This window comes from Streptomyces humi (genome assembly GCF_001005085.2).
GTDB lineage: Bacteria > Actinomycetota > Actinomycetes > Streptomycetales > Streptomycetaceae > Streptomyces > Streptomyces humi.
On the sequence record NZ_LBMU02000027.1, the window covers coordinates 129,281 to 152,620 of the forward strand.

Sequence of the window (23,340 nt, forward strand, 5' to 3'; positions counted from 1 at the left end):
TACCTCCGCTATCCGTCGCCGGAATTTCTGGAATTCAGGGATTGAAAAAGGACCGACGGCGAACCGTCGGTCCTTTCTACAGCTGCCTCAGTTGTCCTGACCCGGGCCCTGGATGGGCTTCGGGGCCGGCTTCGGGGCCCGCTTCTTGGGCTTCGGCGGCGGCGGGGGCAGCTGCTTCTTGGGCTTGGGGGGCAGCGGGGCGAGCTTCTTGAGGCTCATTCCGACTCCTTGAGAGTTCGAAGTGCAAGTGGTGCGGGATGGTACGAGAATTCTCTTGGGCAACGTACGGGGATTTCGGATCGTCATCCTCGGCAATCCCCGCCGCCCGACACCGATGAACTTACACGGCCCAGATCCCAAGCAACGGCAAAGTCGGCTCGCGAACGGCAAACAGGTGCTGTGAATACCTGGGTAACAGCTGTATAACGGCCCCGAACCTGAGAGTTCTCTTATGTAGCTGAGAGCCAGCTTATGAAGCGGCGCCGCGGCGGGCCATGTACAGGGCGAACGCCTGGTGGAGCAGCCTGTTGAGCGGGCGGTCCCACTCGCCCAGGTACTCGACGGCCTCCCCGCCCGCGCCCACCTTGAAGCGGAGCAGCCCCAGCAGGTGGTCGGTCTCGTCGAGGGTGTCGGTGATGCCCCGGAAGTCGTAGACGGCGGCGCCCAGTTCGTGGGCGTCGGACATCATCCGCCACTGCATGGCGTTGTTGGGCTGGACCTCGCGCCTGCGGTCGGTGGAGGCGCCGTAGGAGTACCAGACGTGCTCGCCGACGGTGAGCATGGTCGCGGCGGCGAGGATCTCGCCGTCGTGGTGGGCGAGGTACAGACGCATCCGGTCGGGGTGCTCCGAGGTCAGCGCGGTCCACATGCGCTGGAAGTAGGAGAGGGGGCGCGCGACGAAACGGTCGCGCTCGGCGGTCTCGGTGTAGAGGGTGTGGAAGGCGGGCAGGTCCTCGTACCCGCCGCGCACCACCTTGACCCCCGCCTTCTCGGCCTTCTTCACGTTGCGCCGCCACTGCTGGTTGAGGCCGCACCGGATGTCGTCCAACGACCGGCCGGCGAACGGCACCTGGAACACGTACCGGGGCTGGCCGGCGGCGAACCCCGCCGTCCCGTGCTCCTCCGGCTGCCGCCACCCCGTCCGGCGCAGCCGCTCGGCGAGATCGGCGGCGCCCGGTTCGTACGAGGTCGGCTCGGCGTCCCGCAGCCGCCGGACGGCGGGATCGGCGATGGCCTCCTTCACCGCCTCCGCGCTCCACCGCCGTACGACTACGGGCGGCCCCATCCTGACCGTGAACGCCCCGCGCCCCTTCAGGTACGCCAGCAGTGGATCGAGCCACCGCTCCAGCCTGGGGTCGCCCCAGTCGATCACGGGCCCCTCCGGCAGATACGCCAGGTACCGCCGCATCCTCGGCAACGCCCGCAGCAACACGAGTCCGGCCCCGACGATCCGCCCCTCGCCGTCGAACCACCCGAGGCTCTCCGCCTCCCAGTCCGGCTTCACGTCCCCCCAGGACGGCAGTTGCATATGGCTGACGGAGCGACGGGAACCGACGAAGGCGAGGTGCTCCGCACGGGAGACGGGCCGGAGACGGAGGGGGCCGACGGGGCTGGTGGCGACGGCTGCTGCTGTCATGCGCGGGGCTCCTCGGGGCTGCGGGACCGGTGACCCGATCAAGGACAACAGACACCCGCCGCTCGCGTTCCCCGTGACACGACGGCTCCTGCGACAGGAGGACCGCTGCCATCCCCATGGCTCCTTCGCCCCGCCGGCGCCGGGGCCGAGGCCTGGTCAGTTCTCCGGTCCGGCGGCCCGGTGCGTCCATCGGTTCATCGCCACGTAGGCGTCCCGGACGCGCGGATGGAGTGCGCCGAGGCCGCGGGCGCAGTCGTCGCCGAGAGAGCGGCAGAGGACCGCCACGCCTGGGGCGTCGCCGCCGCGGCAACAAGAACGCGTCGTCGGCGCCCTCAGCGTCCTGGACGCCCTCGGTCCTCCGGACCTGTGTCCTCCAGCGCCTCCGCGAGTACCTCCGCCAGGTGTCTTCCGCGTACGCCCGCCAGTTGCTCCAACTGGGTCCGGCAGGAGAAGCCGTCCGCCAGGATCACCGTGTCAGGGGCCGTCTGCCGGACCGCCGGCAGCAGTTGTTCCTCCGCGCACGCTCTGGACACCTCGAAGTGGCCCTTCTCGAAGCCGAAGTTGCCGGCCAGGCCGCAGCAGCCGCCCACCAGGTCGCCGGTGAGGGCGGCGGCCGCACGGAGGCGGCGGTCGGGGGCGTCGCCCAGGACCGCGTGCTGGTGGCAGTGGGTCTGGCCGGTGACCGGGCGGTCCAGGCGGGGCGGGGTCCAGCCGGGGGCGAGACGCTCCAGGGCCTCCGCGAAGGTGAGCACCCGCGCGGCGAGACGCGCGGCCCGGGGGTCGTCGGGAAGCAGTTCCGGCAGGTCACCGCGGAGAGCGGCGGCACAGCTGGGCTCCAGGACGACGAACGGCGGCGCCGGGAAATCACCCTCCACTTCCGACGGCAACGGCGACGACGGCGACTGCGACTGCTCAGACCCCGGCCCCGGCTCCAGCCCCGGCCCCGGCTCCAGCCCCGGCTCCGGCTCCGGTTGCAGGAACGGCTCCAGCAAGTCCAGTGTCCGGCGCAGCACCGTGCGGGCCTGGTCCAGTTGACCCGTCGAGAGGTAGGTGAGGCCGCAGCAGGCCTGGGTGCGGCGGGGGTTCAGTACGGACATGCCGTGGTCCTGCGGCGTGCCGTCGCCCGACGCTCGTGTGTACCGGCGCCGGGTCGGGAACGGGAGCACTCCGATACCCGCCGCCTCCAGTACCCGTACGGCCGCCCGGCCCACGGACGGGGACAGGTGCTCGGTGAAGGTGTCCGGCCAGAGGAAGGCCGCCCGGGCCGGGAGGTCCGGCCGGCGTCCCGCTCGTGCCTCCTCCCGCCAGTCCCGGGCCCGCCGGTGCCGGCGGCGCCGCTCCCACCGGCTGAACGTCTCCCGTGCGAGGCGCGGGATCGTCCGCTCCGGTGCGATGCCGCCCAGGCGTCCGGCCAGTGCCGCCAGCGGCCGTACCGACGCGAGCGCGTTGACGACCGCCGCCGTGCGGGTGCGGTCCACCAGGCGCAGCCACACCGGCAGCCGGCCCATGCTGTAGTGGGAGGCGGGCCGGCGCCGTCCCTCGTAGTGGTGGTGCAGGAACTCCGACTTGTAGGTCGCCATGTCCACCCCGACCGGACAGTCCGAGCGGCAGCCCTTGCAGGACAGGCAGAGGTCGAGGGCGTCCCTGACCTCCGTCGAGCGCCAGCCGTCCGTGACCAGTTCGCCCGCCAGCATCTCGTGCAGCAGCCGGGCCCGGCCGCGCGTCGAGTGCTCCTCCTCGCCCGTCGCCCGGAACGACGGGCACATGACGGACGGACCGGACACCGCGGTCGTACGGCACTTGGCCACGCCCACGCAGCGGCGGACCGCCGCCGTGAAGTCGCCGCCGTCGGACGGGTAGCCGAAGGCCACGGGCACCGGTTCGCGGGGCAGGACGGCGAAGCGGAGGTTCGTGTCCAGGGCGGCGGGGCGGACCAGCATGCCGGGGTTCAGCAGGTCGTCCGGGTCCCAGACGGCCTTCACCCGCTCGAACAGCGCCACCGTCTCCGCCCCGTACATCCTGGGGAGGAGTTCGGCCCGCGCCTGGCCGTCCCCGTGCTCCCCGGAGAGCGAGCCGCCATGTGCCACCACCAGGCCGGCGAGTTCCTCCGAGAAGCGGCGGAAACGGACCACACCGGGCTCGCTCAGCAGGTCGAAGTCGATACGGACGTGGATGCAGCCGTCGCCGAAGTGGCCGTAGGGGGTGCCGCGCAGCCCGTGGGCCGACAGCAGGCTCCTGAAGTCCCGCAGGTACGCGCCGAGGCGGGCGGGCGGTACCGCGCAGTCCTCCCAGCCGGGCCAGGCCTCGGTGCCGTCCGGCATCCGGGTCGCCGTGCCGGAGGCGTCCTCGCGGATGCGCCAGAGCGCGCGTTGCCCGGCCGGGTCGGTGACGACCCGCGCGTCGAGGACGTCCGCCGCCCGGACCACCGTCTCCGCACGCGTGCGTGCCTCCGCCGCCGTCTCACCGCCCGTCTCCACGAACAGCCAGGCCGCGCCCCGTGGCAGTCCGGCCGGGTCGGGCACCAGGTCGGCGGCCATGCCCTCCACCGTCAGCGGCGCGTGGGCGAGCAGCCCGGCCGCGGCCTCCGCGGCCGCGGTCTCGTCGGCGTACCCGAGGACGGCCAGGGCACGCGCGCGGGGTGACTCGACCAGGCGCACGGTCGCCTCGGTGAGGACGGCCAGGGTGCCTTCGCTGCCGCAGAAGGACCGGGCGACGTCGGCCCCCTTCTCGGGCAGCAGGGCGTCCAGCGCGTACCCGGAGATCCGGCGGGGCAGTTCCGGGAAGCCGGTGCGCAGCCGGGCCAGGTCGCCGGCCACCAGCTCCCGCAGTCCGTCCGGGGTCCCGGCCCAGTCCCGCCCGAGTCGCAGTCGCCGGCCCCGCGCGGTGATCACGTCCAGTTCGCGCACGTTGTCCGCGGTGGTGCCCCAGGCCACACTGTGCGAGCCGCAGGAGTTGTTGCCGATCATCCCGCCGAGCGTGCAGCGGCTGTGGGTGGAGGGGTCGGGTCCGAAGCGCAGCCCGTGCGGGGCTGCGGCCTCCTGGAGCCGGTCCAGGACCAGCCCCGGCTGGACGACGGCCGTACGGGTGGCCGGGTCCAGGCCGACCAGGCGGTTCATGTGCCGGGTGAGGTCGAGCACCACGCCGGTGCCGGTGGCCTGTCCGGCGATGGACGTGCCCCCGCCGCGCGCGACCACCGGCACCCCGTGGCCGCGGCACACCTCCAGTACGGCCGCCACGTCGTCCGCGTCCCGGGGTGCCACCACCCCGGCGGGGACCCGCCGGTAGTTGGACGCGTCCATGGTGACCAGCGCCCGGGCCGTGACGCCGAAGGCGACCTCACCCCGGACGGCGGCCCGCAGTTCCGTCTCTAGTCCCGCCAGATCCGTCATGCGTCCAGGATGCATCCGATCACTCACAGTCACGGTTGCTTTTCCACAACCACGCTAATATCGTCGTACAACCGCACAAGTCCAGGGCTTGGCGATCTCGTCTCATCGAACGGACACGGTTCCGTCCCGTTTCACCCAACGGCTACCCTCCGACTCGTGGCTGACATCCAGATTCCTGCTGACATCAAGCCCGCGGACGGTCGGTTCGGCGCGGGTCCCTCCAAGGTGCGGGTGGAGGCGCTGGACGCGCTGGCCGCCACCGGTACGTCCCTCCTCGGTACCTCCCACCGCCAGGCCCCGGTGAAGAACCTGGTCGGCCAGGTCCGCGAGGGCATCAGCGCCCTCTTCTCCCTCCCGGACGGCTACGAGGTCGTCCTCGGCAACGGCGGCTCCACCGCCTTCTGGGACGTCGCCACCCACGGACTGATCGACAACAAGTCGCAGCACCTGAACTTCGGCGAGTTCTCGTCCAAGTTCGCCAAGGCGGCCAAGCTCGCCCCCTGGCTGGCCGAGCCCACCGTGATCGCCTCCGACCCGGGCACCCACCCGGAGCCGCGGGCCGAGGCCGGCGTCGACGTCTACGCCTTCACCCACAACGAGACCTCGACCGGTGTCGCCATGCCGATCAAGCGGGTCGCGGGCGCCGACGAGGGCGCGCTGGTCCTCGTGGACGCGACGAGCGGCGCCGGCGGCCTCCCGGTCGACGTCGCCGAGACCGACGTCTACTACTTCGCCCCGCAGAAGTCCTTCGCCTCCGACGGCGGCCTGTGGATCGGCGTCTTCTCCCCGGCCGCCATCGAGCGCGCGGAGCGTGTCCACGCGTCGGGCCGCCACGTCCCGGAGTTCTTCTCGCTCCCCACGGCGATCGACAACTCCCGCAAGAACCAGACGTACAACACCCCGGCCCTGGCCACCCTCTTCCTGCTGAACCAGCAGCTGGAGTGGCTCAACGGGCAGGGCGGCCTGGCCTTCTCCACCGGCCGCACCAAGGACTCCTCGACCCGCCTGTACACCTGGGCGGAGGAGTCGAAGTACGCCACCCCGTTCGTCTCCGACCCGGCCAAGCGGTCCCAGGTCATCGGCACGATCGACTTCGCCGACGAGATCGACGCGGCCGCCGTCGCCAAGGCGCTGCGCGCCAACGGGATCGTCGACACCGAGCCCTACCGCAAGCTCGGCCGCAACCAGCTCCGCGTCGCGATGTTCCCGGCGATCGACCCGGCGGACGTCGAGGCGCTGACGAAGTGCGTCGACTACGTCATCGAGAAGCTGTAGCGGCAGCGCGCCGCACCGGCCGCAACTCCCGTAACAAGCTGCTGGTTTACCCGGAAGGCATCAGCAAGGCAAAGCCTTCCGGGTGCCGTTGAGTCCCCTTCGTCGCACACCGGACACTGTGTGCCCCATGCGCCCCCGCAGGGCCGTGCGACGAAGGAGATCCACGCGCACATGAACAGACCGATACCGGGCACCGTCGAGGTGGCGGTGCGCCACATCCTCAGCGACAAGGTCACCGGCTTCCTCGTCCGTACCCGCAGCATCACCTGGAAGGACAACGTCTTCCGGGTGCGCCGCCCGGGGACCGGCAAGCAGACCGTTGAGCTCACCTGCCCCGTCTGTGACGCGTCCCTGCTGGCCGAGGTCCGCACGGAGGCCCGCGCCCGCCGAACCAGGATCGTGCTGCGCGTCCTGGCCGCCCTCTGCCTGGTCGTCTTCTTCGCGGCCCTTGCCTACGCCGTCCACGAGGGCGGCAGGACCCTGCCCGAGGGCCAGTCGCTGCCGACCCTGTTCCCGATCAGCATCGTGGCGGTCTTCGTCACGTTCGCCGTGACTCCCGCGCTCTTCATCCACAGCCGTGTGTACAACGGCGTCAGCCTGCTGGACGCTCCCAAACCGCGCCGCAGGCACAGCCTCAGGCCGGTGAAGGGCTGACACCCGAGCAAGCACGGCGAGGGGCGCCCGGCGATCACCGCGGGCGCCCCCGGTGCCGTCACTCCTCGATGAGCTTCCGGTACGCCTTGGCGTCGAGCAGCCCGTTGGAGGACGCCCCGCCCTTGGTCCTGATCTTGATGAGCCACACCCCGTAGGGGTCGCCGTTGACGTCCTCGGGGCTGTCGACAGCATCCTGGTTGACCTCGACGACCTCGCCGGCGACCGGGCTGAACAGGTCGGAGGCCACCTTGACCGATTCCACCACGCCGAGGGGCTGCCCGGCCTCGGCCTTCCTGCCGACCTCGGGCAGCTCGAAGAAGACCAGGTCACCGAGGTTCTTCTGGGCGTGGTCGGTGATGCCGACGGTCGCGATGCCGTCGCCACCGGTGAGAACCCACTCGTGGTCCTCGGTGTAGCGGAGTTCGTCGGGTACGTAGGACATGTCTCAGGGCTCCTTCGGCGGTCGCGGTGCGATCGGGAACAGCCTGACCCCAGGAAACCGCACATCCCCGCATTTCGGGCGCCACGGTCCACCAAGCAGGTGACGGCCCGTCACACCGCGTCCCGGCATCCCTCTCAGGTCGCCGTGCAGCTCACGACCGGCACGGCACCGCCACCCGGCGCGCCCCCGAACCCGAGGCTCGCCGAGCCGCCGGCCGGGATCGCCCCGTTGTGCGCGGCGTTCACCGCGGTGACCGTCCCGCCGCTCTGCGTGTACGACGCGTTCCACATGTTCGTCACCTGCTGCGCTCCGCTCCACGTCCAGCTCACGCGCCACGAACCGATCGCCGTGGTACCGGTGTTGACGACCGTGACGGCGGCGTTGAAGCCGCTCCCCCAGTCGCTGGTGACGGCGTAGGAGGCCGCGCAGGAGGCCGACGTGCCCCCGCCGCCTCCGCCACCGCTCCCGCCGCCGGTGCCCGGGAACAGCGGCGCCTTGACGCTCGCCAGGTACCCGTCCTTCACCGTGTCCACGGTCGCCCAGTCGTCCTTCAGGATCCCGCCCGTGTCACCGGAGTTGGGGTTCCACGACCAGAAGGTCCACTGGAAGGAGTCGGCGCCGTACGTCGAGGTCGGACGCAGGTAACTCACCAGCGCGGCCAGCCACTTCTGGTCCACGGTCGAGGCGAGCGTGGTACCGAACTCGCCGACCCACACCGGGGCGATGTCCTGCTTGAAGATGTAGCCCCAGTACGAGTCCCACACGCCCGGCATGTTGGCGGGGAACGACGGGTCGCTGAACCAGCTCTGCTGGGCCACGCTGGTGGCGTAGTCGTGGGCCGAGTACACCACCCGGTTCGCCACGTCGAGCCGCACCGGATACTGCGCGACACCCATCAGGTTGCCGCCCCACCAGCCCGACACCCCGTTGAACGTCTGCACGCCCTCGACGAAGACCAGCAGCTCCGGGTTGACGGAGAGGACGGCGTTCCCGGCCCGCTGGGCGGCCAGCCGCCAGTCGACGGAGACGTCACCGCAGCCCCAGCAGGCCGGGTCGTGCGGCTCGTTGTGGAGGTCGATGCCGATGACGGTCGGGTCGGACGCGTACCGCGCCGCGAGTGCCTTCAGGTCGGCGATCCACGTCGACTCGGGGACCGCCGACGTGTACCAGAGCGCCGACTGGCCGCCGGCGTCCGGGCGGTGCCGGTCGAGGATGACCTTGAGGCCGTCCTGTCCGGCGTACGCCACGATCCTGTCCATGATCTGGAGCGAGTTCAGGCCCTGGAGGTCGGCGTTCTTGCCGTTGCTGAAGTCGATGCTGTTGGGGACGGTCGAGCTCTTGAAGATGTCGTCGCTGTAGGGCAGCCGGATGGTGTTGTACCCCAGCGACCTCATCTGGTCGATCATGCTCTTGTAGTCGCGCGACCAGAGGCCGTGCACCACGTAGTTGGCGGTCTCGAAGCCGAACCAGTTGATCCCGGCGATCCGGACCGGCTGCCCGGCCGCGTCCAGGATCTGCCGGCCGCTGGTGTGCCAGTACCCCGCCCCCGGAGTGGTCGCCGCGTGTGCGGAGGTCACCGCACCGGCCAGGGGCAGGAGGAGCGCGGCGGCTGCGGCGCACAGCGCCCTGCGCAGGCTGCGTAAGCGGAACATGGGCCCGTTCCTCTCGGAGTCTCACGGAGTCTCGCTCGGGAAAGCACGGCCCGGAACAGTATGGGAGCGCTCCCATACACCGCGCACCTCCCAGGAAACTGACACACCATCGTCACGTCAAGACGTACGACAGACCAGGGGCGTCAGTGCCGACGGGTCCGGGGGGGGAGCCGGGGTGGACGGGCCCGAAAGACAATCAGGGGCGGCGGGCCCGGGAGGCAGTGAGTATCGACCGACCCCGGGGACGCCCCGTCAGTGCCGGCGGGCCCGGGGGGAGGCCGTGTCAGTCGGGCCCGGGGACGCCCCGCCAGTGCCGGCGAGGCCGGGGGGAGGCCGTGTCAGGCGGGCCCGGGGACGCCCCGCCAGTGCCGGCGAGGCCGGGGGGAGGCCGTGTCAGGCGGGCCCGGGGGCGCCCGTCAGTGCCTGCGGGGCCGGAGGGATGCCGTGTCAGGCGGGACCTGGGGGGGAGAGGCCGTGTCAGGCGGGACCCGGGGGGGGAGAGGCCGTGTCAGGCGGGACCCGGGGGGCTGTCAGTGTCGGGGGTCCGAGGGGCGGCGCAGGCGTCGCAGGGCGAAGAAGGCGAGTGCGAGGGCGCCGACGGCCAGCGCTCCGAGCTTCACTTCGCCGGACGCCGGGCTGCCACTGTCGCCGCCGCTCGCCGAAGTCCCGTCGTCGGCGGACGACTTGCCGGACCCGCCGGGCGCGGCCTCGGCCTGCACCGGGCTGTCGGCACCCTCGCTGCCGTACATCAGCCTGGTCCCGTCGGGCGAGTAGGTGACCGACTCGCCCTGCTTCTGGAGCGGCACGTCCAGCCGCCCCTTCCGCTTGATCGCGCCGCCGTTCCAGTCGTAGTAGATCCCGCCGAAGTAGCCGCGTACGGCGAGCTGTTCGCCGTCGGGCGAGAAGGCGGCGTCGGTGGCCCAGAGGTCGACGGTGGCGACGGGCCTGAAGATGTTCGTGCCCGAGGCGGAGAGGGTGGCCGGACCCTCGTAGAGGTGCCCGCCGTCCTCCTTCTTGTCGATGATGTAGACGCGCCCGGTCCTGGGATGGACGACCAGCGACTCGGCGTTGCGGGCGCCGTTCGCGTACTTGACGACGTACTGCGTGGCCCGCACGGTCTGGTCGACGAGCTTCTTCGGCTCGGGCAGCCGGTAGATCCAGACGTACGGCCAGCTGCCGTCGAGGTTGTCGCCGATGTCGCCGACGTAGATCTGGTTGCCGGGGCCGATGGAGATGGCCTCGACGTCACGGGGCGTGCCGACACCCTTGAGCGTGATCCTCGCGACCGTCCTCCCGGTCGCGCTGTCGACGGCGTAGATGTACGGGCCGTCACCGCTGTCGTTGTGCGTCCAGTAGATGCCGGGGTGGAGACGGGAGGCGGCGAGACCGCTGGACTCGGTGACACGCGGGTCCTTGATCGTGAACCCCTGGTCGCCGGCCCCGTCGGCGGCGGAGGCGGGCGCGGAGGCGAGGGCACCCGTGAGCAGGAGCCCGGCGAGGAGGGCGAGCGGTCGTCGGCGCATGGGCCCAAGCCTGCCATCCCGCGGCGGATTCGATCACCGATCACCGGGGACGACGGGGACGCCCCGGGACACGTGGTGGGCCTCACACCCCGGCCCGGCCCCTCCCCTCCCCGTGATCGTCCATCATGAGCGGATGCTCAGGTTCATGCCCGTCGGGGACTCGATGACCATCGGCAGCGCGGGCGAACACACCTGGCGGTACCGGCTGTGGCGGCACCTGTGCGCGACGTACGGCGGCCCGTTCACGCTGGTCGGCCCGCGCGAGACGCTGTACGACAAGGCGGCCGAGGCCCCGACCTCGTACGCCTACGCCGATCCCGACTTCCCCCGGGCCCACCTGGCCGGCTGGGGCGAGGGCTGGCAGCACATGGTCCCGCTGATCGGGGACGCGGTGCGGGCCCACCGTGCCGACGTCCTGCTGGTCTCCCTCGGACTGATCGACCTGGGCTTCTACACGAACGCCGAGCAGACGGCCGCGAACGTGGAGTCCTTCGTGGCGGCGGCACGGGCGGCGGACCCGCGGATCCGCATGGTGATACTGCCGGTGATCCGGAACATCAGGGCCGCCTCCGACGAGGCGTTCGCCGCCCAGGTCGACCGGTTCAACGTGCTGCTCGCCAAGGCCGTCGCCGATCTGGACCAGCCCCGGTCGCCGCTCCTGCTGGCCTCGCCTCCGGAGTCGTACGACATCGACACGGACACCTACGACGGCACGCACCCGAACGCGAGCGGGGAGCACCGGATCGCGGGGGCGTTCGCGGAGGCGATGTGGCAGGGGTGGGGCGTGGCACAGCCGTACGAGGCGGGAACGGACTGACCGAAATCCGCCGTTGCCCGGTCACCGTGCGTATCGTCGAACCGCGCGGCCGCACTCGTGTGGAGGGCGGCCGGGGAGGAGCGCCAGGATGACCGTCCTCGAAGACAGGATCGCGATGGCCAAGAGCGACGACGAGATCACGCTCGACGAGCTGTTCGAGCAGATCGAGAAGATGCCCGCCCCCGAGGGATACAAGGTCGAGATCGTCGAGGGGACCGTCTTCATGTCGCCACAGCGGGACCCCCACTGGGAGGTCATCCTGGACATCGTCGAGCAGCTCCGGACCAAGTACCCCCGGAAGCGGGTCAAGTCCGACGTCCGTATCGACTACCCGGGGCATCTCAACGGGTTCGCGTCGGACGTGACGTTGATGGCCGAGGACGCCGCCAAGAGGGACAGCGGGCTCTGGCGGCACCAGGACGTCGAGTTCGTGGCCGAGGTCATCTCCAAGGGCACGGCGGCGAACGACTACGGCGCCAAGAAGGCCGCCTACGCCACGGCCGAGGTCCCGGTCTACCTGATCGCCGACCCCTACCAGCGCCGCTGCCACGTCTACACCCACCCCAAGGGCGAGGACTACACGACCGAGACGAGGGTCGCCTTCGGGTCCGACGTCGACCTCACGGGAACCGTCGTCGGCCTCACCCTGAGCACCGCCGAGTTCCCCGCCGACTAGCGCTCCCCACAACGGAGTCGAGCGGTCGACGGGGGCCCTTCGGCCGGGGTCGCGAGTGGCCCGGCGTCCGGCTGCCGCGGCTGCCGTCGACGCGTGTGAAGGCGGTAGCGGATGCTGGACTACGGTCAGGTTCTTGCCTAGAGCGCACTCCACGCCGTTGGCTGGGTGACCATGAAGTACACGCAGCTCGGACGTACCGGACTCAAGGTCAGCCGACTCGTCCTCGGCACCATGAACTTCGGCCCGCAGACCGACGAGGCCGACAGCCACGCGATCATGGACGCGGCGCTGGACGCGGGCATCAACTTCTTCGACACCGCCAACGTGTACGGCTGGGGTGAGAACAAGGGCCGTACCGAGTCCATCATCGGCAACTGGTTCGCCAAGAACCCCGCGCACCGCGACAAGGTGGTGCTCGCCACCAAGGTGTACGGCAACATGGCCGCCGACGGCGACGCCTGGCCCAACCACGACAAGCTCTCCGCGCTGAACATCCGGCGCGCCGTGGACGCCAGCCTCAAGCGGCTACAGACCGACCACATCGACGTCTACCAGTTCCACCACGTCGACCGCCGGACCCCCTTCGAGGAGATCTGGCAGGCCGTCGACGTGCTGGTGCAGCAGGGCAAGATCCTGTACGTGGGGTCGTCCAACTTCCCCGGGTACAAGATCGCCCAGGCCAACGAGATCGCCGCCCGGCGCGGCGGGACCATCGGTCTGGTCAGCGAGCAGTGCCTCTACAACCTCGCCGAGCGGCGCGCCGAGATGGAGGTCGTCCCGGCCGCGCAGGACTACGGCCTCGGAGTGATCCCGTGGTCGCCGCTGCACGGCGGACTGCTCGGCGGTGTGATCAAGAAGGAGGTGGAGGGCGGGCGCCGGGCCGGTGGCCGGGCCGCCGACTCCCTCGCCAACACCTCCCTGCGGGCCCAGGTGCAGGCCTACGAGGACCTGCTCGACAAGCACGGGGTGGAGCCGGGCGAGGCCGCGCTGGCGTGGCTGCTGACCCGCCCGGGAGTGACCGGCCCGATCGTCGGCCCGCGCACCGCCGAACAGCTCGCGTCCGCACTGCGGGCCGTGGAGCTCGAACTCAGCGAGGAACTGCTGACCGGTCTGGACGAGATCTTCCCGGGCCCGGGCCCGTCACCGGAGGCCTTCGCCTGGTAGTCCCGCGTAAGGGTGAGCCCCTCCAGGGGCGCGGGGAACTGCGCGAGCGGCCACGGACGGCCCGCGGCCGACGACGAACGGCCGGCCGCAGTTCCCCGTCCGGCCCTCACCTCATCGCAGAGGCCAGGGCAACCACGACGAACAACAGCACGAGCGCACCGGCCATGATCCGGTTCCGGGTCTTCGGGTCCACCCTCCGAGCCTAACCGCCCGCCCCGAGCCCCCACCCGTCGACCACCTCGTACCGCGGCTGTTCCCCCGGCACCCCCGACGTCGGCAGGTTGCTGCGCACCAGCGCCAGCTCCCCCACCGTCCAGGTCCGGCTCGCGAACTCGGCGAGCAGCGCGACGTACGGCCGCACGTCCACCGCCTCCCGGCTCCTGGCCACCGTCAGGTGGGCCCGGTAGCGGCGGTGCTCCCCCATCGGCAGGCCCGCCTTCCGCGCCGCCGCCTCCGTCCGGTCGGCCAGCAGGCGCAGGGTGGCCAGGTCGCCGTCCGCCCCGGCCCACAGGGCCCTGCCGTGCCCGAACTGTCCGCCGCCCGCGACGGCCAGCTCGAAGGGCGCGGTGCGGTGGGCCGCGCGGGCCAGCCGCTCCGACAGGTCCGGTACGACGCCGTCCTCGACCTCGCCGTAGAAGGCGAGCGTGTAGTGCCAGCCGGGCCGCCCGGTCCAGCGCAGCGCGTCCGCGCCCGGCAGCCGCCGCAACCGGTCGACCTCGGCGGCGAGTTCGGCGGCCACGTCGGCCGGGGGCAGCACGGCGGCGAAGAGTCTCATGCGGGCCAGCCTGCCATCATGACCGGATGCGGATCACCATCAGAGAAGGCGGCCCCGACGACATACCGGCGATCCTCGCCATGCTCGACAGCTCCGTGGCGTGGCTGGTGGGCGAGGGGCGGACCGAACAGTGGGGGACGGCGCCGCTGTCGGAGAACCGGAAGACGGTGGAGTCGGTCGCCCGGTACATGGACGAGGGTGTGACCTACCTCGCCGAGGCCGACGGCGTCCCGGCCGCCACCCTGACCGTCACCGGCGCCCCCGGGGCCTATCTGTCGCACCTGCCGCCGCCCGGGGAGCCCGAGCGGTACATCCACTGGCTCGCCTCCGACCGCCGTTTCAAGGGCAACGGCGTCGGCAGCGCCCTGCTGGCGCACGCGGCGGAGGAGACCGGGCGGGCCGGGATCTCGCTGCTGCGGGTGGACTGCTACGCGGGCGCCGACGGCAAGCTGGTCCGGTACTACGAGGGCAACGGGTTCACCCGCACCGAGGCATACACGCTCGCGAACGGCTGGCGCGGTCAGGTGCTGGCCCGGAGGGTGTGATCTCCGGGCCGGCAAAGCGCCTCGTGCCGGGGTGCCGGGCCGGGGTGCCGGGCCGGGGTGCCGGGCCGGGCTCAGGCCGGGGCCGCCGGGCCGGCTCAAGCCGGGGCGCCGGACCGACTCAAGCCGGGGCGCCGGACCGACTCAAGCCGGGGCGCCAAGCCGGCTCAAGCCGAGGCGCCAGGCCCGGGGTGCCAGGCCGGCTCAAGCCGGGGTGCCAGGCCGGAGTGTCACGCCGCAGGTGCCAGTTGTTCCTGGGGCTCCTGCTCTCCGGCCCCTCTCGGGACGAAGCGGACGCGGGGGTGGCCGCCGTGCCAGCCGACCGACAGCCGCAGGTTGCCGACACGGGCCAGGACGAGGCCGATGACGAGCGCCGCGGCGCCGGCGATCGCGCCGCCGACGGCCAGGCCCGCACGGACGCCGTACGCGTCCGTGATCCAGCCGGCGATGGGTGCGCCGATGGGCGAGCCGCCCATGAAGACCATCATGTAGAGGGACATCACCCGGCCGCGCATGGCCGGGTCGGTGCCCATCTGGACGGTGGTGTTGCCGGTGACGTTGACCGTCATCCCGAACATGCCGATCGGCACCATGAGCAGCGTGAACAGCCACAGGGACGGTGCCGTGGCGGCCACCACCTCCAGGGCGCCGAAGGCGACCGCGGCCGCGATCATCACGCGCATCCTGGCCGTGCCGCGTCTGGCCGCGAGCAGGGCGCCGACCAGGGAACCGACCGCCATCAGCGTGTTGAAGAGGCTGTAGGAGCCGGCGCCCGCGTGGAAGACGTCGTCGGCGAAGGCGGACAGGTAGACCGGGAAGTTGAAGCCGAAGGTGCCGACGAAGCCGATGAGGACGATGGTCCAGATGAGGTCGGGGCGGCCGGCGACGTAGTGCAGGCCCTCCCGGAGCTGTCCCTTGCCTCTCGGCGCCCGCTCCACGACGTACAGGTCACGCCCGCGCATCAGCACCAGGCCGACGACCGGGGCGACGAAGGACAGGCCGTTGAAGAGGAACGCCCAGCCGGTGCCCACACCGGTGATCATCAGACCGGCGACGGCGGGCCCGACCAGGCGGGCGGACTGGAAGTTCGCGGAGTTCAGGCTGACCGCGTTCTGCAACTGGGCGGGGCCGACCATCTCGGAGACGAAGGACTGGCGGGCCGGGTTGTCGACGACCGTGGCGAGACCGACGGCGAAGGCGGCGAGGTAGACGTGCCAGACGTGGACGTGCCCGGAGAGGGTGAGCAGCGCGAGCGCGATGCCGGTGAGGCCCATGGCGGTCTGGGTGAAGAGGAGGGCGCGCCGCTTGTTCAGCCGGTCGACCAGGACGCCGCCGTAGAGGCCGAAGAGCAGCATCGGCAGGAACTGGAGGGCGGTGGTGACGCCGACGGCCGTGGCGGAGCCGGTGAGGCTGAGGACCAGCCAGTCCTGGGCGATGCGCTGCATCCAGGTGCCGATGTTCGAGACGACCTGGCCCGCGAAGAACAGGCGGTAGTTCCTGACCTTCAGCGAGCTGAACATCGACGACTTGCGGGATGCGGGGGTAGTAGGGGCGGTCGGTGCGGGGGCGGAAGGTGCTCCGGATCCCGTACTCAAAGTGGGTTCGCCTCCTCTTTCGTGGCTCGTTCGCCTGCGGGGCGCCCCCGGCGCGCCCCTTCGGCTCACTCACGGTCGTAGAGCGTCTTACAGATGCGCGAGCTTCTCCAGCACGGGGGCGGCGGCGCGGAGTTTCGCCCACTCGTCCTCGTCGAGACCGTCGACCAAGCCGGCCAGGAACGCGTTGCGCTTGCGGCGGCTCTCCTCGAGCATCGCCTCGGCCTGTTCGGTCCTGGTGACGACCTTCTGGCGCCGGTCCTCGGGGTGGGGCTCCAGCCGGACCAGGCCCTTGGCCTCCAGCAGTGCCACGATGCGGGTCATCGAGGGCGGCTGGACGTGCTCCTTGCGGGCGAGCTCACCGGGGGTGGCCCGGCCGCAGCGGGAGAGGGTGCCCAGCACCGACATCTCGGTGGGGCTCAGTGACTCGTCGACCCGCTGGTGCTTGAGCCGTCGCGAGAGTCGCATCACGGCGGAGCGGAGGTCGTTCACAGCGGCTGCGTCGTCGCCATGGCTAAGGTCCGGCATGTTCTTTAGAGTAACTCATTACTCTAACTAAGGACCACTCGGGACACGCCAGGATGCCCGTGACCTCGGCCACTGAATCCGATCGTCACCCATACGAGTGAGACAAGTCCGGAAAGTGACGCACCGGACGCACGGATGTGGCGCCCTCATAGGCATGGGGACCAGTGTGCTCAGCCTGCGGATAGACAAAGAGCTGCTCGACCGGCTCCGGCACCACGCGGCCAAAAGGGGAATGAGCGTCCAGGACTACGTGGTCCGGACGCTCATTCGCGACGACTTCGACGAGCGGTTCTCGGCCGCCGTCGAGGAGACGGAGAGGTTCTACGGGGTCACCTGACCCCCGGGGCTCAGGTGAGGCCGAGAGCCGGCATCAGGTAGTAGAAGGCGAAGACCGCCGAGACCACGTACATCGCGGCCGGGATCTCCCTGGCCCGGCCGGCGGCCAGCCGCAGCACCACGAAGGTGATGAAGCCCATGCCGATGCCGTTCGTGATCGAGTAGGTGAACGGCATCATCACCATCGTCACGAAGGCCGGCATCGCGAGGGTGTAGTCCGACCAGTCGATCTCCTTGATCGAGCCGGCCAGGATCAGGAAGCCGACCGCGAGCAGCGCCGGTGTGGCGGCCTGGGACGGGACCATGGTGGCGACGGGCGTGAGGAACAGCGCCACGGCGAAGAGGCCGCCGGTGACGACGTTGGCGAAGCCGGTACGGGCGCCCTCGCCGACGCCGGCCGTCGACTCGACGAAGCAGGTGGTGGCCGAGGAGGAGCTGGCACCGCCGGCGGCGACCGCGACACCGTCGATGAACAGGACCTTGTTGATGCCCGGCATGTAGCCCTGGGCGTCGGTCAGCTTGGCCTCGTCGCTGATGCCCATGATCGTGCCCATGGCGTCGAAGAAGCAGGACAGCAGCACGGTGAAGACGAAGAGGATGCCGGTCAGCAGGCCGACCTTGTCGAAGCCGCCGAAGAGGCTGACCTTGCCGAGCAGGCCGAAGTCCGGGGTGGCGACCGGGTTGCCGGGCCAGGTCGGGACGGTCAGGCCCCAGGTGGTCACGTGCCCGACGGCGTTGATGACCAGCGCGAGCACGGTCATCGCGACGATCGAGATGAGGATCGCGCCGGAGACCTTGCGGACGATCAGCGCGAGGGTGAGCAGCGTGCCGAGGACGAAGATCAGGACCGGCCACCCGTTGAGGTGACCGTCGCCGCCGAGCTGGAGCGGGACGGTGGTCTGGGCGGCGTCCGGGATACGGCTGACGAAGCCGGAGTCCACCAGGCCGATCAGCATGATGAACAGGCCGATACCGATCGAGATGGCCTTGCGCAGGCTGTACGGCACGGCGTTCATGACCCGCTCGCGCAGCCCGCTGGCGACCAGCAGCATCACGACGATGCCGGCCAGTACGACCATGCCCATGGCGTCCGGCCAGGACATCCGGGGCGCCAGCTGGAGCGCCACGACCGAGTTCACCCCGAGGCCGGCGGCGAGCGCGATCGGGACGTTGCCGATGACACCCATGAGCAGCGTCGTGAAGGCGGCGGTGATCACGGTGGCGGTGACCAGCTGACCGTGGTCGAGCTGGTGGCCGTACATGTCCTTCGCGCTGCCGAGGATGATCGGGTTCAGCACGATGATGTAGGCCATCGCGAAGAACGTGGCGAAGCCGCCGCGCACCTCGCGGGCGAGGGTGCTGCCCCGCTCGGAGATCTTGAAGTAACGGTCGAGTGCGCCGTACGCGGGAGTCGCACCCGGCTGTTCGGGAGCGGGGGCCTGAGTGGAAGCCGGGGTCGACATTGGAGGTTCCTACGAGCAGAAGTGGCCAGAGACAAACGGTTTCAGTATGAACGTATGATTACTAGATCGCTATCTCCGCGCGTAGATCCGCGAGGTGCGTAAGCTGAGCGTCATGGCGAAGTGGACCCCCCGGCACGAGGCACCCGAGCCCCTTGAGGGCCCCGTCGTCCCGACGATCATCGGCGGCACGATCGTCTGGTTCGTCCTCTTCCTGGCCCAGCTCCCCTTCTACGGCTGGTACTCCGACCACGGCCACACCTGGTGGGTGTGGACCTGCCTGGCCGGCGCCGGGCTGGGCCTGATCGGCATCTGGTACGTGAAGAAGCGGGACGCGGCCATCAAGCGGGCCGAAGCGGCACGCTCCCTGTAGGACCTCCGCGGCGCCGGCTACGACCTGGGCACGACTTCGCTCCTCCCCCGGTCGGATCTTTGGCGCACTCCGCATGTGAACGCGCAAAACCGCACGTACCGTCGAATGCATGCAGCACATCGACGCGGGCGCGGAACTCGACCCCGTGCATCCGGTCCCCCTCCCGGCGCCGGCCAGGACCGGCGGCCTGACGTCCGCCGACGTCGCGCAGCGCGTCGCACGCGGCGAGGTGAACGACGTACCGCTGCGCAGCAGCCGCTCGCTCGGCGAGATCGTGCGGGCGAACGTGTTCACCCGGTTCAACGCGATCATCGGCGTGCTGTGGCTGGTCATGCTGTTCGTGGCACCGATCCAGGACAGCCTGTTCGGCTTCGTGATCCTCGCCAACACCGGGATCGGCATCGTGCAGGAGTGGCGGGCGAAGCAGACCCTGGACTCGCTCGCGGTGATCGGCGAGGCGCGGCCGACCGTGCGCCGGGACGGGGTCGCCGTCGAAGTGGGCACCGGCGAGATCGTGCTGGACGACCTGATCGAGATCGGGCCCGGAGACAAGATCGTCGTGGACGGGGTGTGCGCCGAGACCGACGGGCTGGAGATCGACGAGTCGCTGCTCACCGGCGAGGCCGACCCGGTCGTCAAACACCCCGGCGACCCGGTGATGTCGGGTTCCTTCGTGGTGGCGGGCGGTGGCGCCTTCACGGCGACGAAGGTCGGCCGGGAGGCCTACGCGGCCCAGCTCGCCGAGGAGGCCTCCCGCTTCACCCTGGTCCACTCCGAACTGCGCACCGGCATCTCGACGATCCTCAAGTACGTGACCTGGATGATGGTCCCGGCCGCGATCGGCCTGGTCGTCACCCAGCTGGTGGTGAAGAACAACGGTTTCAAGGACGCCGTCGCCCGCACGGTCGGCGGCATCGTCCCGATGGTCCCCGAGGGGCTCGTGCTCCTGACCTCCGTCGCCTTCGCGATCGGCGTGATCCGGCTGGGCCGGCAGCAGTGCCTGGTCCAGGAACTCCCCGCGATCGAGGGCCTGGCCCGCATCGACACCGTCTGCCTCGACAAGACCGGCACCCTCACCGAGGGCGGCATGGACGTCACCGAGCTGCGGGCGCTGAACGGAGCCGACGAGACGTACGTCCGTACCGTGCTGGGCTCGCTCGGCGAGTCCGACCCGCGCCCCAACGCCTCCCTCCAGGCGATCATCGACGCCTACCCCGACAGCGAGGACTGGCGGTGCGTGGAGTCGCTGCCGTTCTCCTCCGCCCGCAAGTACAGCGGCGCGACCTTCAGCGAGGGCGACGGGGAGACCAGCACCTGGCTGCTGGGGGCACCGGACGTGCTGCTCGGCGCCGACGACCCGGCACTGGCCGAGACCGTACGCCTCAACGAGGAGGGGCTGCGGGTGCTGCTGCTGGCCCGCGCCACCCGGGACCTCGACCACGCGCGGGTGGCCGACGGCGCCCGCCCCACCGCCCTGGTGGTTCTGGAACAGCGGCTGCGCCCGGACGCGGGCGACACCCTCCGCTACTTCGCCGACCAGGACGTCCGGGCGAAGGTCATCTCCGGCGACAACGCGGTCTCGGTCGGCGCCGTGGCCGCGAAGCTCGGCCTGAGCGGTACGACGGTGGACGCGCGCCGGCTGCCCGCCGAGCCCGGCGCGATGGCCGAGGCGCTGGACGAGGGCACGGTGTTCGGGCGGGTCACCCCGCAGCAGAAGCGGGACATGGTGGGGGCGCTCCAGTCACGCGGGCACACGGTCGCGATGACCGGCGACGGCGTGAACGACGTGCTCGCCCTCAAGGACGCCGACATCGGCGTCGCGATGGGCTCGGGATCCGAGGCGACCCGCGCGGTCGCCCAGATCGTCCTGCTGGACAACAGCTTCGCCACGCTGCCCTCGGTGGTGGCCGAGGGGCGCCGGGTGATCGGCAACATCACCCGGGTGGCGACCCTCTTCCTGGTCAAGACGGTCTACTCGGTGCTGCTCGCGGTGCTGGTGGTGTGCTGGCAGGTCGAGTACCCCTTCCTGCCCAGGCACCTGACCCTGCTGTCCACCCTGACCATCGGCATCCCGGCCTTCTTCCTGGCCCTGGCCCCCAACAAGGAGCGGGCCAGACCGCACTTCGTCCGCCGGGTGATGCGCTACTCGATCCCGGGCGGGGTGGTGGCGGGGGTCGCGACCTTCGTGACGTACCTGGTCGCCCGGCACCACTACACCGGCACCGGCTCGCTGGACGCGGAGACCAGCGCCGCGACCCTGACCCTGTTCCTGGTCTCGATGTGGATCCTGGCGATCATCGCCCGCCCCTACACCTGGTGGCGGATCTGCCTGGTCGCGTCGATGGGCGTGGCCTTCGTCCTCGTGCTGGCCGTGCCCGCGCTACAGAGCTTCTTCGCGCTGAAGCTGGTGGGGGTGGCGATGCCGTGGACCGCCGTCGGCGTGGCCGTGGTGGCGTCGGTGGTGCTGGAGTTCCTGTGGAAGTGGGTGGAGCGGAAGTATCCGGTGTGACGCGGCGGGGGGAACCGCGCGGGCCCGGTGGGGGCTGGTCGCGCGGTTCCCCGCGTCCCTTACGGGGCGCTGCGCCTATGGGCGCTGCTACTGCACGTCGACGTAGTCGCCGGTGGCGTTGGCCGCTCCGGACGTCGTGGTGGCGGCGAAGGAGTAGCGGTAGTAGCCGTCGACCGTCGCCGTGGTCGTCGTCTTCAGGGCGCCCGTGGAGGACGACTTGATGGTCTTCAGCGTGGTGTAGGTGCCGGCGCTCTTCTTGCGGAACTGGAGCTTCACCGACTGGCTGCCGAAGGCGCCGTACTTGTGGGTGTCCCAGTTGGCGCGGGTCAGGGAACCGGTGACCGTGACGGTCTTGCCCTTCTTGACCGGCTCGGGGGTGGCGTTGACGGTGAGCTTCGTGGCGCGCAGGACCTTGGTGGTGCCCAGGCCGCCCACCCACTTCGAACCGCCCTCACCGACGGCGACGGCGCCGACGTTCCAGGATCCGGCCTCGGAGTTGGTCAGGTCCCAATCACCGTTGACCGTGAAGACCAGGGATGCCTTGCAGTTCAGGACGGTGCTGGAGGCGGCGGTGCAGGTGCCCGGGTCGTCGGAGACGAACAGGTCGCTCGGCTTGGTCACCGAGGTGCCGCGGTAGATGGCCGGACCGGTGGCGAAGTCGCTCGCCTTCAGGGTCGACGGGTGGGTCACGGTGTAGGTGACCGAGAAGGACGCCTTGGTCGTACCGACGACCATGCTGCTGCCCTTGTTGACCTTCACGTTGGAGAAGGTGACGTTCGGCGCGGTGCCGGCGGCGTGGGCGGCCGGGGCGACGAACGCGGAGATGGCCAGGGCGCCGGAGACGGCGGCCACAGTGGCACGAATACGCATGGATTCCCCAGGTGGAGAACAGTGGGCGTGAGGCCCAAGTGATCTAGGGAGTCTGTTGACTCGGATGATCAGATCCATGAGCAGGGAGACTGGTTGTACGGGTGAGACGTAATCCGGTCAGATTTTGATTCTTTTGCGACCGGATTACGTCTCCTTGGGACTGCCGCTGCCCGCGGGAGCCGCTACTTCACGTCGACGTAGTCACCCGTGGCGTTGACCGCCGGGGTCGTGGACGTGCCGACGAAGGAGAAGCGGTAGTAGCCGTCCACCGTCGCCTTGGTGGTGGTCTTCAGCGTGCCGGTCGAGGACGACTTGATGCCCTTGACGTTGGTGTAGGTGCTGGAGTTCTTCTTGCGGAACTGAAGCCGCACCGACTGGTTGGCGTAGCCGTGGTACTTGCCGTCGTCCCAGTTGGCCCGGGAGAGCTTGCCGGTGACCGTGATGGTCTTGCCCTTCTTCACCGGCTCCGGGGCGGCGTTGACCGTCAGCTTGGACAGGCGCTGGAGCTTGGTGGTGGCCAGGGCGTCCTGGTCGACATAGCCGATCTTGGTCCAGTCGACGTCCTCGGCGAGCGGGTCCTGGCCGTTGAGGGCGATGGCGTAGCCGATCGCCTTCCAGCTGGTGGCGTCCGCGTTCGAGAGGTCCTCGTTCGCGTAGACGTCGATGGTGCCCTTGCAGCTGGCGGTGGTCGCCGAGGTGTCCGTGCAGGACGGCCAGTCGTCACCGGCGAGGATGTTGACCGGGTTGCTGTAGGAGCCGCGGTAGATCTCGACGTCCATCAGGAAGTCGTCCGCGTGGATGTCGACGTCGGCGGCGTGCGTCACGGTGTAGGTGACCGGCGCCTTCACGTGGGTGGTGGTGCCCGCGACGATCGGCTTGCCCTTGTTGACCTTCACGTTGGAGAAGGACAGGTCCAGGGTGTACGGCTCACCGGTGTCGTCGGCGGTCGACGCGGTGTACGCAGCCCGGCCGGAGGCGGCCTGCTGGGCCGCGGCCGCGACCTTCGCCAGGTCGGCGGGGCTGTAGGAAGAACCGCCGGAGGCCTGCGCGGCCGGCACGGCGAGAGCGGAGAGGGCCAGGGCGCCGGAGACGGCGGCCACAGTGGCACGTATGCGCATGCGTTCCCC

General features: G+C 70.6%; 21 protein-coding genes. 9 read left to right on the plus strand and 12 right to left on the minus strand.

Features of this window, described 5'->3' with window-relative positions:
- Positions 1–87 precede the first annotated feature (87 nt).
- The 3 genes from AAW13_RS47405 to AAW13_RS12770 form a co-directional block, all read right to left on the minus strand.
- Complete coding sequence (locus AAW13_RS47405; protein WP_276207590.1) at positions 88–219, minus strand: hypothetical protein; 132 nt, start codon at positions 217–219, stop codon at positions 88–90.
- Between the two features lie 250 nt (positions 220–469).
- On the minus strand, positions 470–1,636 hold the full coding sequence (locus AAW13_RS12765) for a lipid II:glycine glycyltransferase FemX (protein WP_046734048.1): 1,167 nt from the start codon (positions 1,634–1,636) through the stop codon (positions 470–472).
- 332 nt (positions 1,637–1,968) lie between these two features.
- Positions 1,969–5,025, minus strand: coding sequence for an FAD-binding and (Fe-S)-binding domain-containing protein (locus tag AAW13_RS12770; protein ID WP_046734049.1), 3,057 nt, complete (start codon positions 5,023–5,025; stop codon positions 1,969–1,971).
- 156 nt (positions 5,026–5,181) lie between these two features.
- On the opposite strand from AAW13_RS12770, the gene serC reads away from it, so the two are divergent.
- Together serC and AAW13_RS12780 are read left to right on the plus strand one after the other, a co-directional pair.
- Positions 5,182–6,300 (plus strand): phosphoserine transaminase, encoded by a 1,119-nt coding sequence (gene serC, locus AAW13_RS12775; RefSeq protein WP_046734050.1) that lies wholly within the window; start codon positions 5,182–5,184, stop codon positions 6,298–6,300.
- A 171-nt stretch (positions 6,301–6,471) separates the two neighbouring features.
- A complete protein-coding gene (locus AAW13_RS12780) occupies positions 6,472–6,954 on the plus strand; it encodes a hypothetical protein (RefSeq protein WP_046734051.1) in 483 nt (160 codons plus the stop codon).
- 58 nt (positions 6,955–7,012) lie between these two features.
- Here AAW13_RS12780 and gcvH read toward each other — a convergent pair whose 3' ends face one another.
- The 3 genes from gcvH to AAW13_RS12795 all read right to left on the minus strand — a co-directional run bounded on the left by gcvH (position 7,013) and on the right by AAW13_RS12795 (position 10,571).
- The gene (gene gcvH, locus AAW13_RS12785; RefSeq protein WP_046734052.1) at positions 7,013–7,396 is read right to left on the minus strand and encodes a glycine cleavage system protein GcvH; all 384 of its coding nucleotides are present in this window, start codon (positions 7,394–7,396) and stop codon (positions 7,013–7,015) included.
- 134 nt (positions 7,397–7,530) lie between these two features.
- Entirely contained in the window at positions 7,531–9,048 is a 1,518-nt protein-coding gene (locus AAW13_RS12790) for a cellulase family glycosylhydrolase (protein WP_046734053.1), read from the minus strand.
- Positions 9,049–9,578: 530 nt separating this feature from the next.
- A complete protein-coding gene (locus tag AAW13_RS12795) occupies positions 9,579–10,571 on the minus strand; it encodes a TolB-like translocation protein (protein ID WP_046734054.1) in 993 nt (330 codons plus the stop codon).
- Positions 10,572–10,704: 133 nt separating this feature from the next.
- On the opposite strand from AAW13_RS12795, the gene AAW13_RS12800 reads away from it, so the two are divergent.
- The 3 genes from AAW13_RS12800 (at position 10,705) to AAW13_RS12810 (ending at position 13,228) form a co-directional block, all read left to right on the plus strand.
- Entirely contained in the window at positions 10,705–11,388 is a 684-nt protein-coding gene (locus AAW13_RS12800; protein ID WP_046734055.1) for a GDSL-type esterase/lipase family protein, read from the plus strand.
- Positions 11,389–11,476: 88 nt separating this feature from the next.
- Complete coding sequence (locus AAW13_RS12805) at positions 11,477–12,064, plus strand: Uma2 family endonuclease (RefSeq protein WP_046734056.1); 588 nt, start codon at positions 11,477–11,479, stop codon at positions 12,062–12,064.
- Between the two features lie 171 nt (positions 12,065–12,235).
- Complete coding sequence (locus AAW13_RS12810) at positions 12,236–13,228, plus strand: aldo/keto reductase (protein ID WP_046734088.1); 993 nt, start codon at positions 12,236–12,238, stop codon at positions 13,226–13,228.
- A 202-nt stretch (positions 13,229–13,430) separates the two neighbouring features.
- Here the strand turns inward: AAW13_RS12810 and thpR are convergent, their stop codons facing one another.
- Positions 13,431–14,003, minus strand: a complete 573-nt coding sequence (gene thpR / locus AAW13_RS12815; protein WP_046734057.1) for an RNA 2',3'-cyclic phosphodiesterase — start codon at positions 14,001–14,003, stop codon at positions 13,431–13,433.
- Positions 14,004–14,029: 26 nt separating this feature from the next.
- Between thpR and AAW13_RS12820 the strand changes: the two genes are divergently transcribed.
- Positions 14,030–14,548 (plus strand): GNAT family N-acetyltransferase, encoded by a 519-nt coding sequence (locus AAW13_RS12820; protein ID WP_046734058.1) that lies wholly within the window; start codon positions 14,030–14,032, stop codon positions 14,546–14,548.
- 227 nt (positions 14,549–14,775) lie between these two features.
- Here AAW13_RS12820 and AAW13_RS12825 read toward each other — a convergent pair whose 3' ends face one another.
- Both AAW13_RS12825 and AAW13_RS12830 read right to left on the minus strand, forming a co-directional pair.
- The gene (locus AAW13_RS12825; RefSeq protein ID WP_071659526.1) at positions 14,776–16,140 is read right to left on the minus strand and encodes an MFS transporter; all 1,365 of its coding nucleotides are present in this window, start codon (positions 16,138–16,140) and stop codon (positions 14,776–14,778) included.
- Positions 16,141–16,227: 87 nt separating this feature from the next.
- Positions 16,228–16,665, minus strand: coding sequence for a MarR family winged helix-turn-helix transcriptional regulator (locus AAW13_RS12830; protein ID WP_046734060.1), 438 nt, complete (start codon positions 16,663–16,665; stop codon positions 16,228–16,230).
- Positions 16,666–16,819: 154 nt separating this feature from the next.
- Here AAW13_RS12830 and AAW13_RS12835 point away from each other — a divergent pair, with 154 nt between their 5' ends.
- Positions 16,820–17,002, plus strand: coding sequence for a ribbon-helix-helix protein, CopG family (locus AAW13_RS12835; protein ID WP_046734061.1), 183 nt, complete (start codon positions 16,820–16,822; stop codon positions 17,000–17,002).
- A gap of 10 nt (positions 17,003–17,012) precedes the next feature.
- Here the strand turns inward: AAW13_RS12835 and AAW13_RS12840 are convergent, their stop codons facing one another.
- Positions 17,013–18,464: an NCS2 family permease gene (locus AAW13_RS12840; protein ID WP_046734062.1), complete on the minus strand. Its 1,452-nt coding sequence runs from the start codon at positions 18,462–18,464 to the stop codon at positions 17,013–17,015.
- A gap of 112 nt (positions 18,465–18,576) precedes the next feature.
- On the opposite strand from AAW13_RS12840, the gene AAW13_RS12845 reads away from it, so the two are divergent.
- Both AAW13_RS12845 and AAW13_RS12850 read left to right on the plus strand, forming a co-directional pair.
- On the plus strand, positions 18,577–18,834 hold the full coding sequence (locus AAW13_RS12845) for a DUF2530 domain-containing protein (protein ID WP_046734063.1): 258 nt from the start codon (positions 18,577–18,579) through the stop codon (positions 18,832–18,834).
- 109 nt (positions 18,835–18,943) lie between these two features.
- Entirely contained in the window at positions 18,944–21,343 is a 2,400-nt protein-coding gene (locus tag AAW13_RS12850) for an HAD-IC family P-type ATPase (RefSeq protein WP_046734064.1), read from the plus strand.
- Positions 21,344–21,430: 87 nt separating this feature from the next.
- Here AAW13_RS12850 and AAW13_RS12855 read toward each other — a convergent pair whose 3' ends face one another.
- Together AAW13_RS12855 and AAW13_RS12860 are read right to left on the minus strand one after the other, a co-directional pair.
- Positions 21,431–22,213, minus strand: coding sequence for a hypothetical protein (locus AAW13_RS12855; RefSeq protein WP_046734065.1), 783 nt, complete (start codon positions 22,211–22,213; stop codon positions 21,431–21,433).
- A 182-nt stretch (positions 22,214–22,395) separates the two neighbouring features.
- Positions 22,396–23,331, minus strand: coding sequence for a hypothetical protein (locus AAW13_RS12860; protein ID WP_046734066.1), 936 nt, complete (start codon positions 23,329–23,331; stop codon positions 22,396–22,398).
- Between the last annotated feature and the right edge of the window lie 9 nt (positions 23,332–23,340).

Excerpts from the sequence above, each read along its gene's own strand:
- AAW13_RS12800 (WP_046734055.1), top strand. The coding sequence starts at position 10,705 with ATGCTCAGGTTCATGCCCGTCGGGGACTCGATGACCATCGGCAGCGCG.
- AAW13_RS12860 (WP_046734066.1), bottom strand. The coding sequence starts at position 23,331 with ATGCGCATACGTGCCACTGTGGCCGCCGTCTCCGGCGCCCTGGCCCTC.
- AAW13_RS12850 (WP_046734064.1), top strand. The coding sequence starts at position 18,944 with ATGCAGCACATCGACGCGGGCGCGGAACTCGACCCCGTGCATCCGGTC.
- AAW13_RS12835 (WP_046734061.1), top strand. The coding sequence starts at position 16,820 with ATGGGGACCAGTGTGCTCAGCCTGCGGATAGACAAAGAGCTGCTCGAC.
- AAW13_RS12830 (WP_046734060.1), bottom strand. The coding sequence starts at position 16,665 with ATGCCGGACCTTAGCCATGGCGACGACGCAGCCGCTGTGAACGACCTC.
- AAW13_RS47405 (WP_276207590.1), bottom strand. The coding sequence starts at position 219 with ATGAGCCTCAAGAAGCTCGCCCCGCTGCCCCCCAAGCCCAAGAAGCAG.
- AAW13_RS12770 (WP_046734049.1), bottom strand. The coding sequence starts at position 5,025 with ATGACGGATCTGGCGGGACTAGAGACGGAACTGCGGGCCGCCGTCCGG.
- AAW13_RS12790 (WP_046734053.1), bottom strand. The coding sequence starts at position 9,048 with ATGTTCCGCTTACGCAGCCTGCGCAGGGCGCTGTGCGCCGCAGCCGCC.
- AAW13_RS12810 (WP_046734088.1), top strand. The coding sequence starts at position 12,236 with ATGAAGTACACGCAGCTCGGACGTACCGGACTCAAGGTCAGCCGACTC.
- AAW13_RS12845 (WP_046734063.1), top strand. The coding sequence starts at position 18,577 with ATGGCGAAGTGGACCCCCCGGCACGAGGCACCCGAGCCCCTTGAGGGC.
- AAW13_RS12765 (WP_046734048.1), bottom strand. The coding sequence starts at position 1,636 with ATGACAGCAGCAGCCGTCGCCACCAGCCCCGTCGGCCCCCTCCGTCTC.
- AAW13_RS12780 (WP_046734051.1), top strand. The coding sequence starts at position 6,472 with ATGAACAGACCGATACCGGGCACCGTCGAGGTGGCGGTGCGCCACATC.
- thpR (WP_046734057.1), bottom strand. The coding sequence starts at position 14,003 with ATGAGACTCTTCGCCGCCGTGCTGCCCCCGGCCGACGTGGCCGCCGAA.
- AAW13_RS12855 (WP_046734065.1), bottom strand. The coding sequence starts at position 22,213 with ATGCGTATTCGTGCCACTGTGGCCGCCGTCTCCGGCGCCCTGGCCATC.
- AAW13_RS12805 (WP_046734056.1), top strand. The coding sequence starts at position 11,477 with ATGACCGTCCTCGAAGACAGGATCGCGATGGCCAAGAGCGACGACGAG.
- AAW13_RS12795 (WP_046734054.1), bottom strand. The coding sequence starts at position 10,571 with ATGCGCCGACGACCGCTCGCCCTCCTCGCCGGGCTCCTGCTCACGGGT.
- AAW13_RS12840 (WP_046734062.1), bottom strand. The coding sequence starts at position 18,464 with ATGTCGACCCCGGCTTCCACTCAGGCCCCCGCTCCCGAACAGCCGGGT.
- AAW13_RS12820 (WP_046734058.1), top strand. The coding sequence starts at position 14,030 with ATGCGGATCACCATCAGAGAAGGCGGCCCCGACGACATACCGGCGATC.
- gcvH (WP_046734052.1), bottom strand. The coding sequence starts at position 7,396 with ATGTCCTACGTACCCGACGAACTCCGCTACACCGAGGACCACGAGTGG.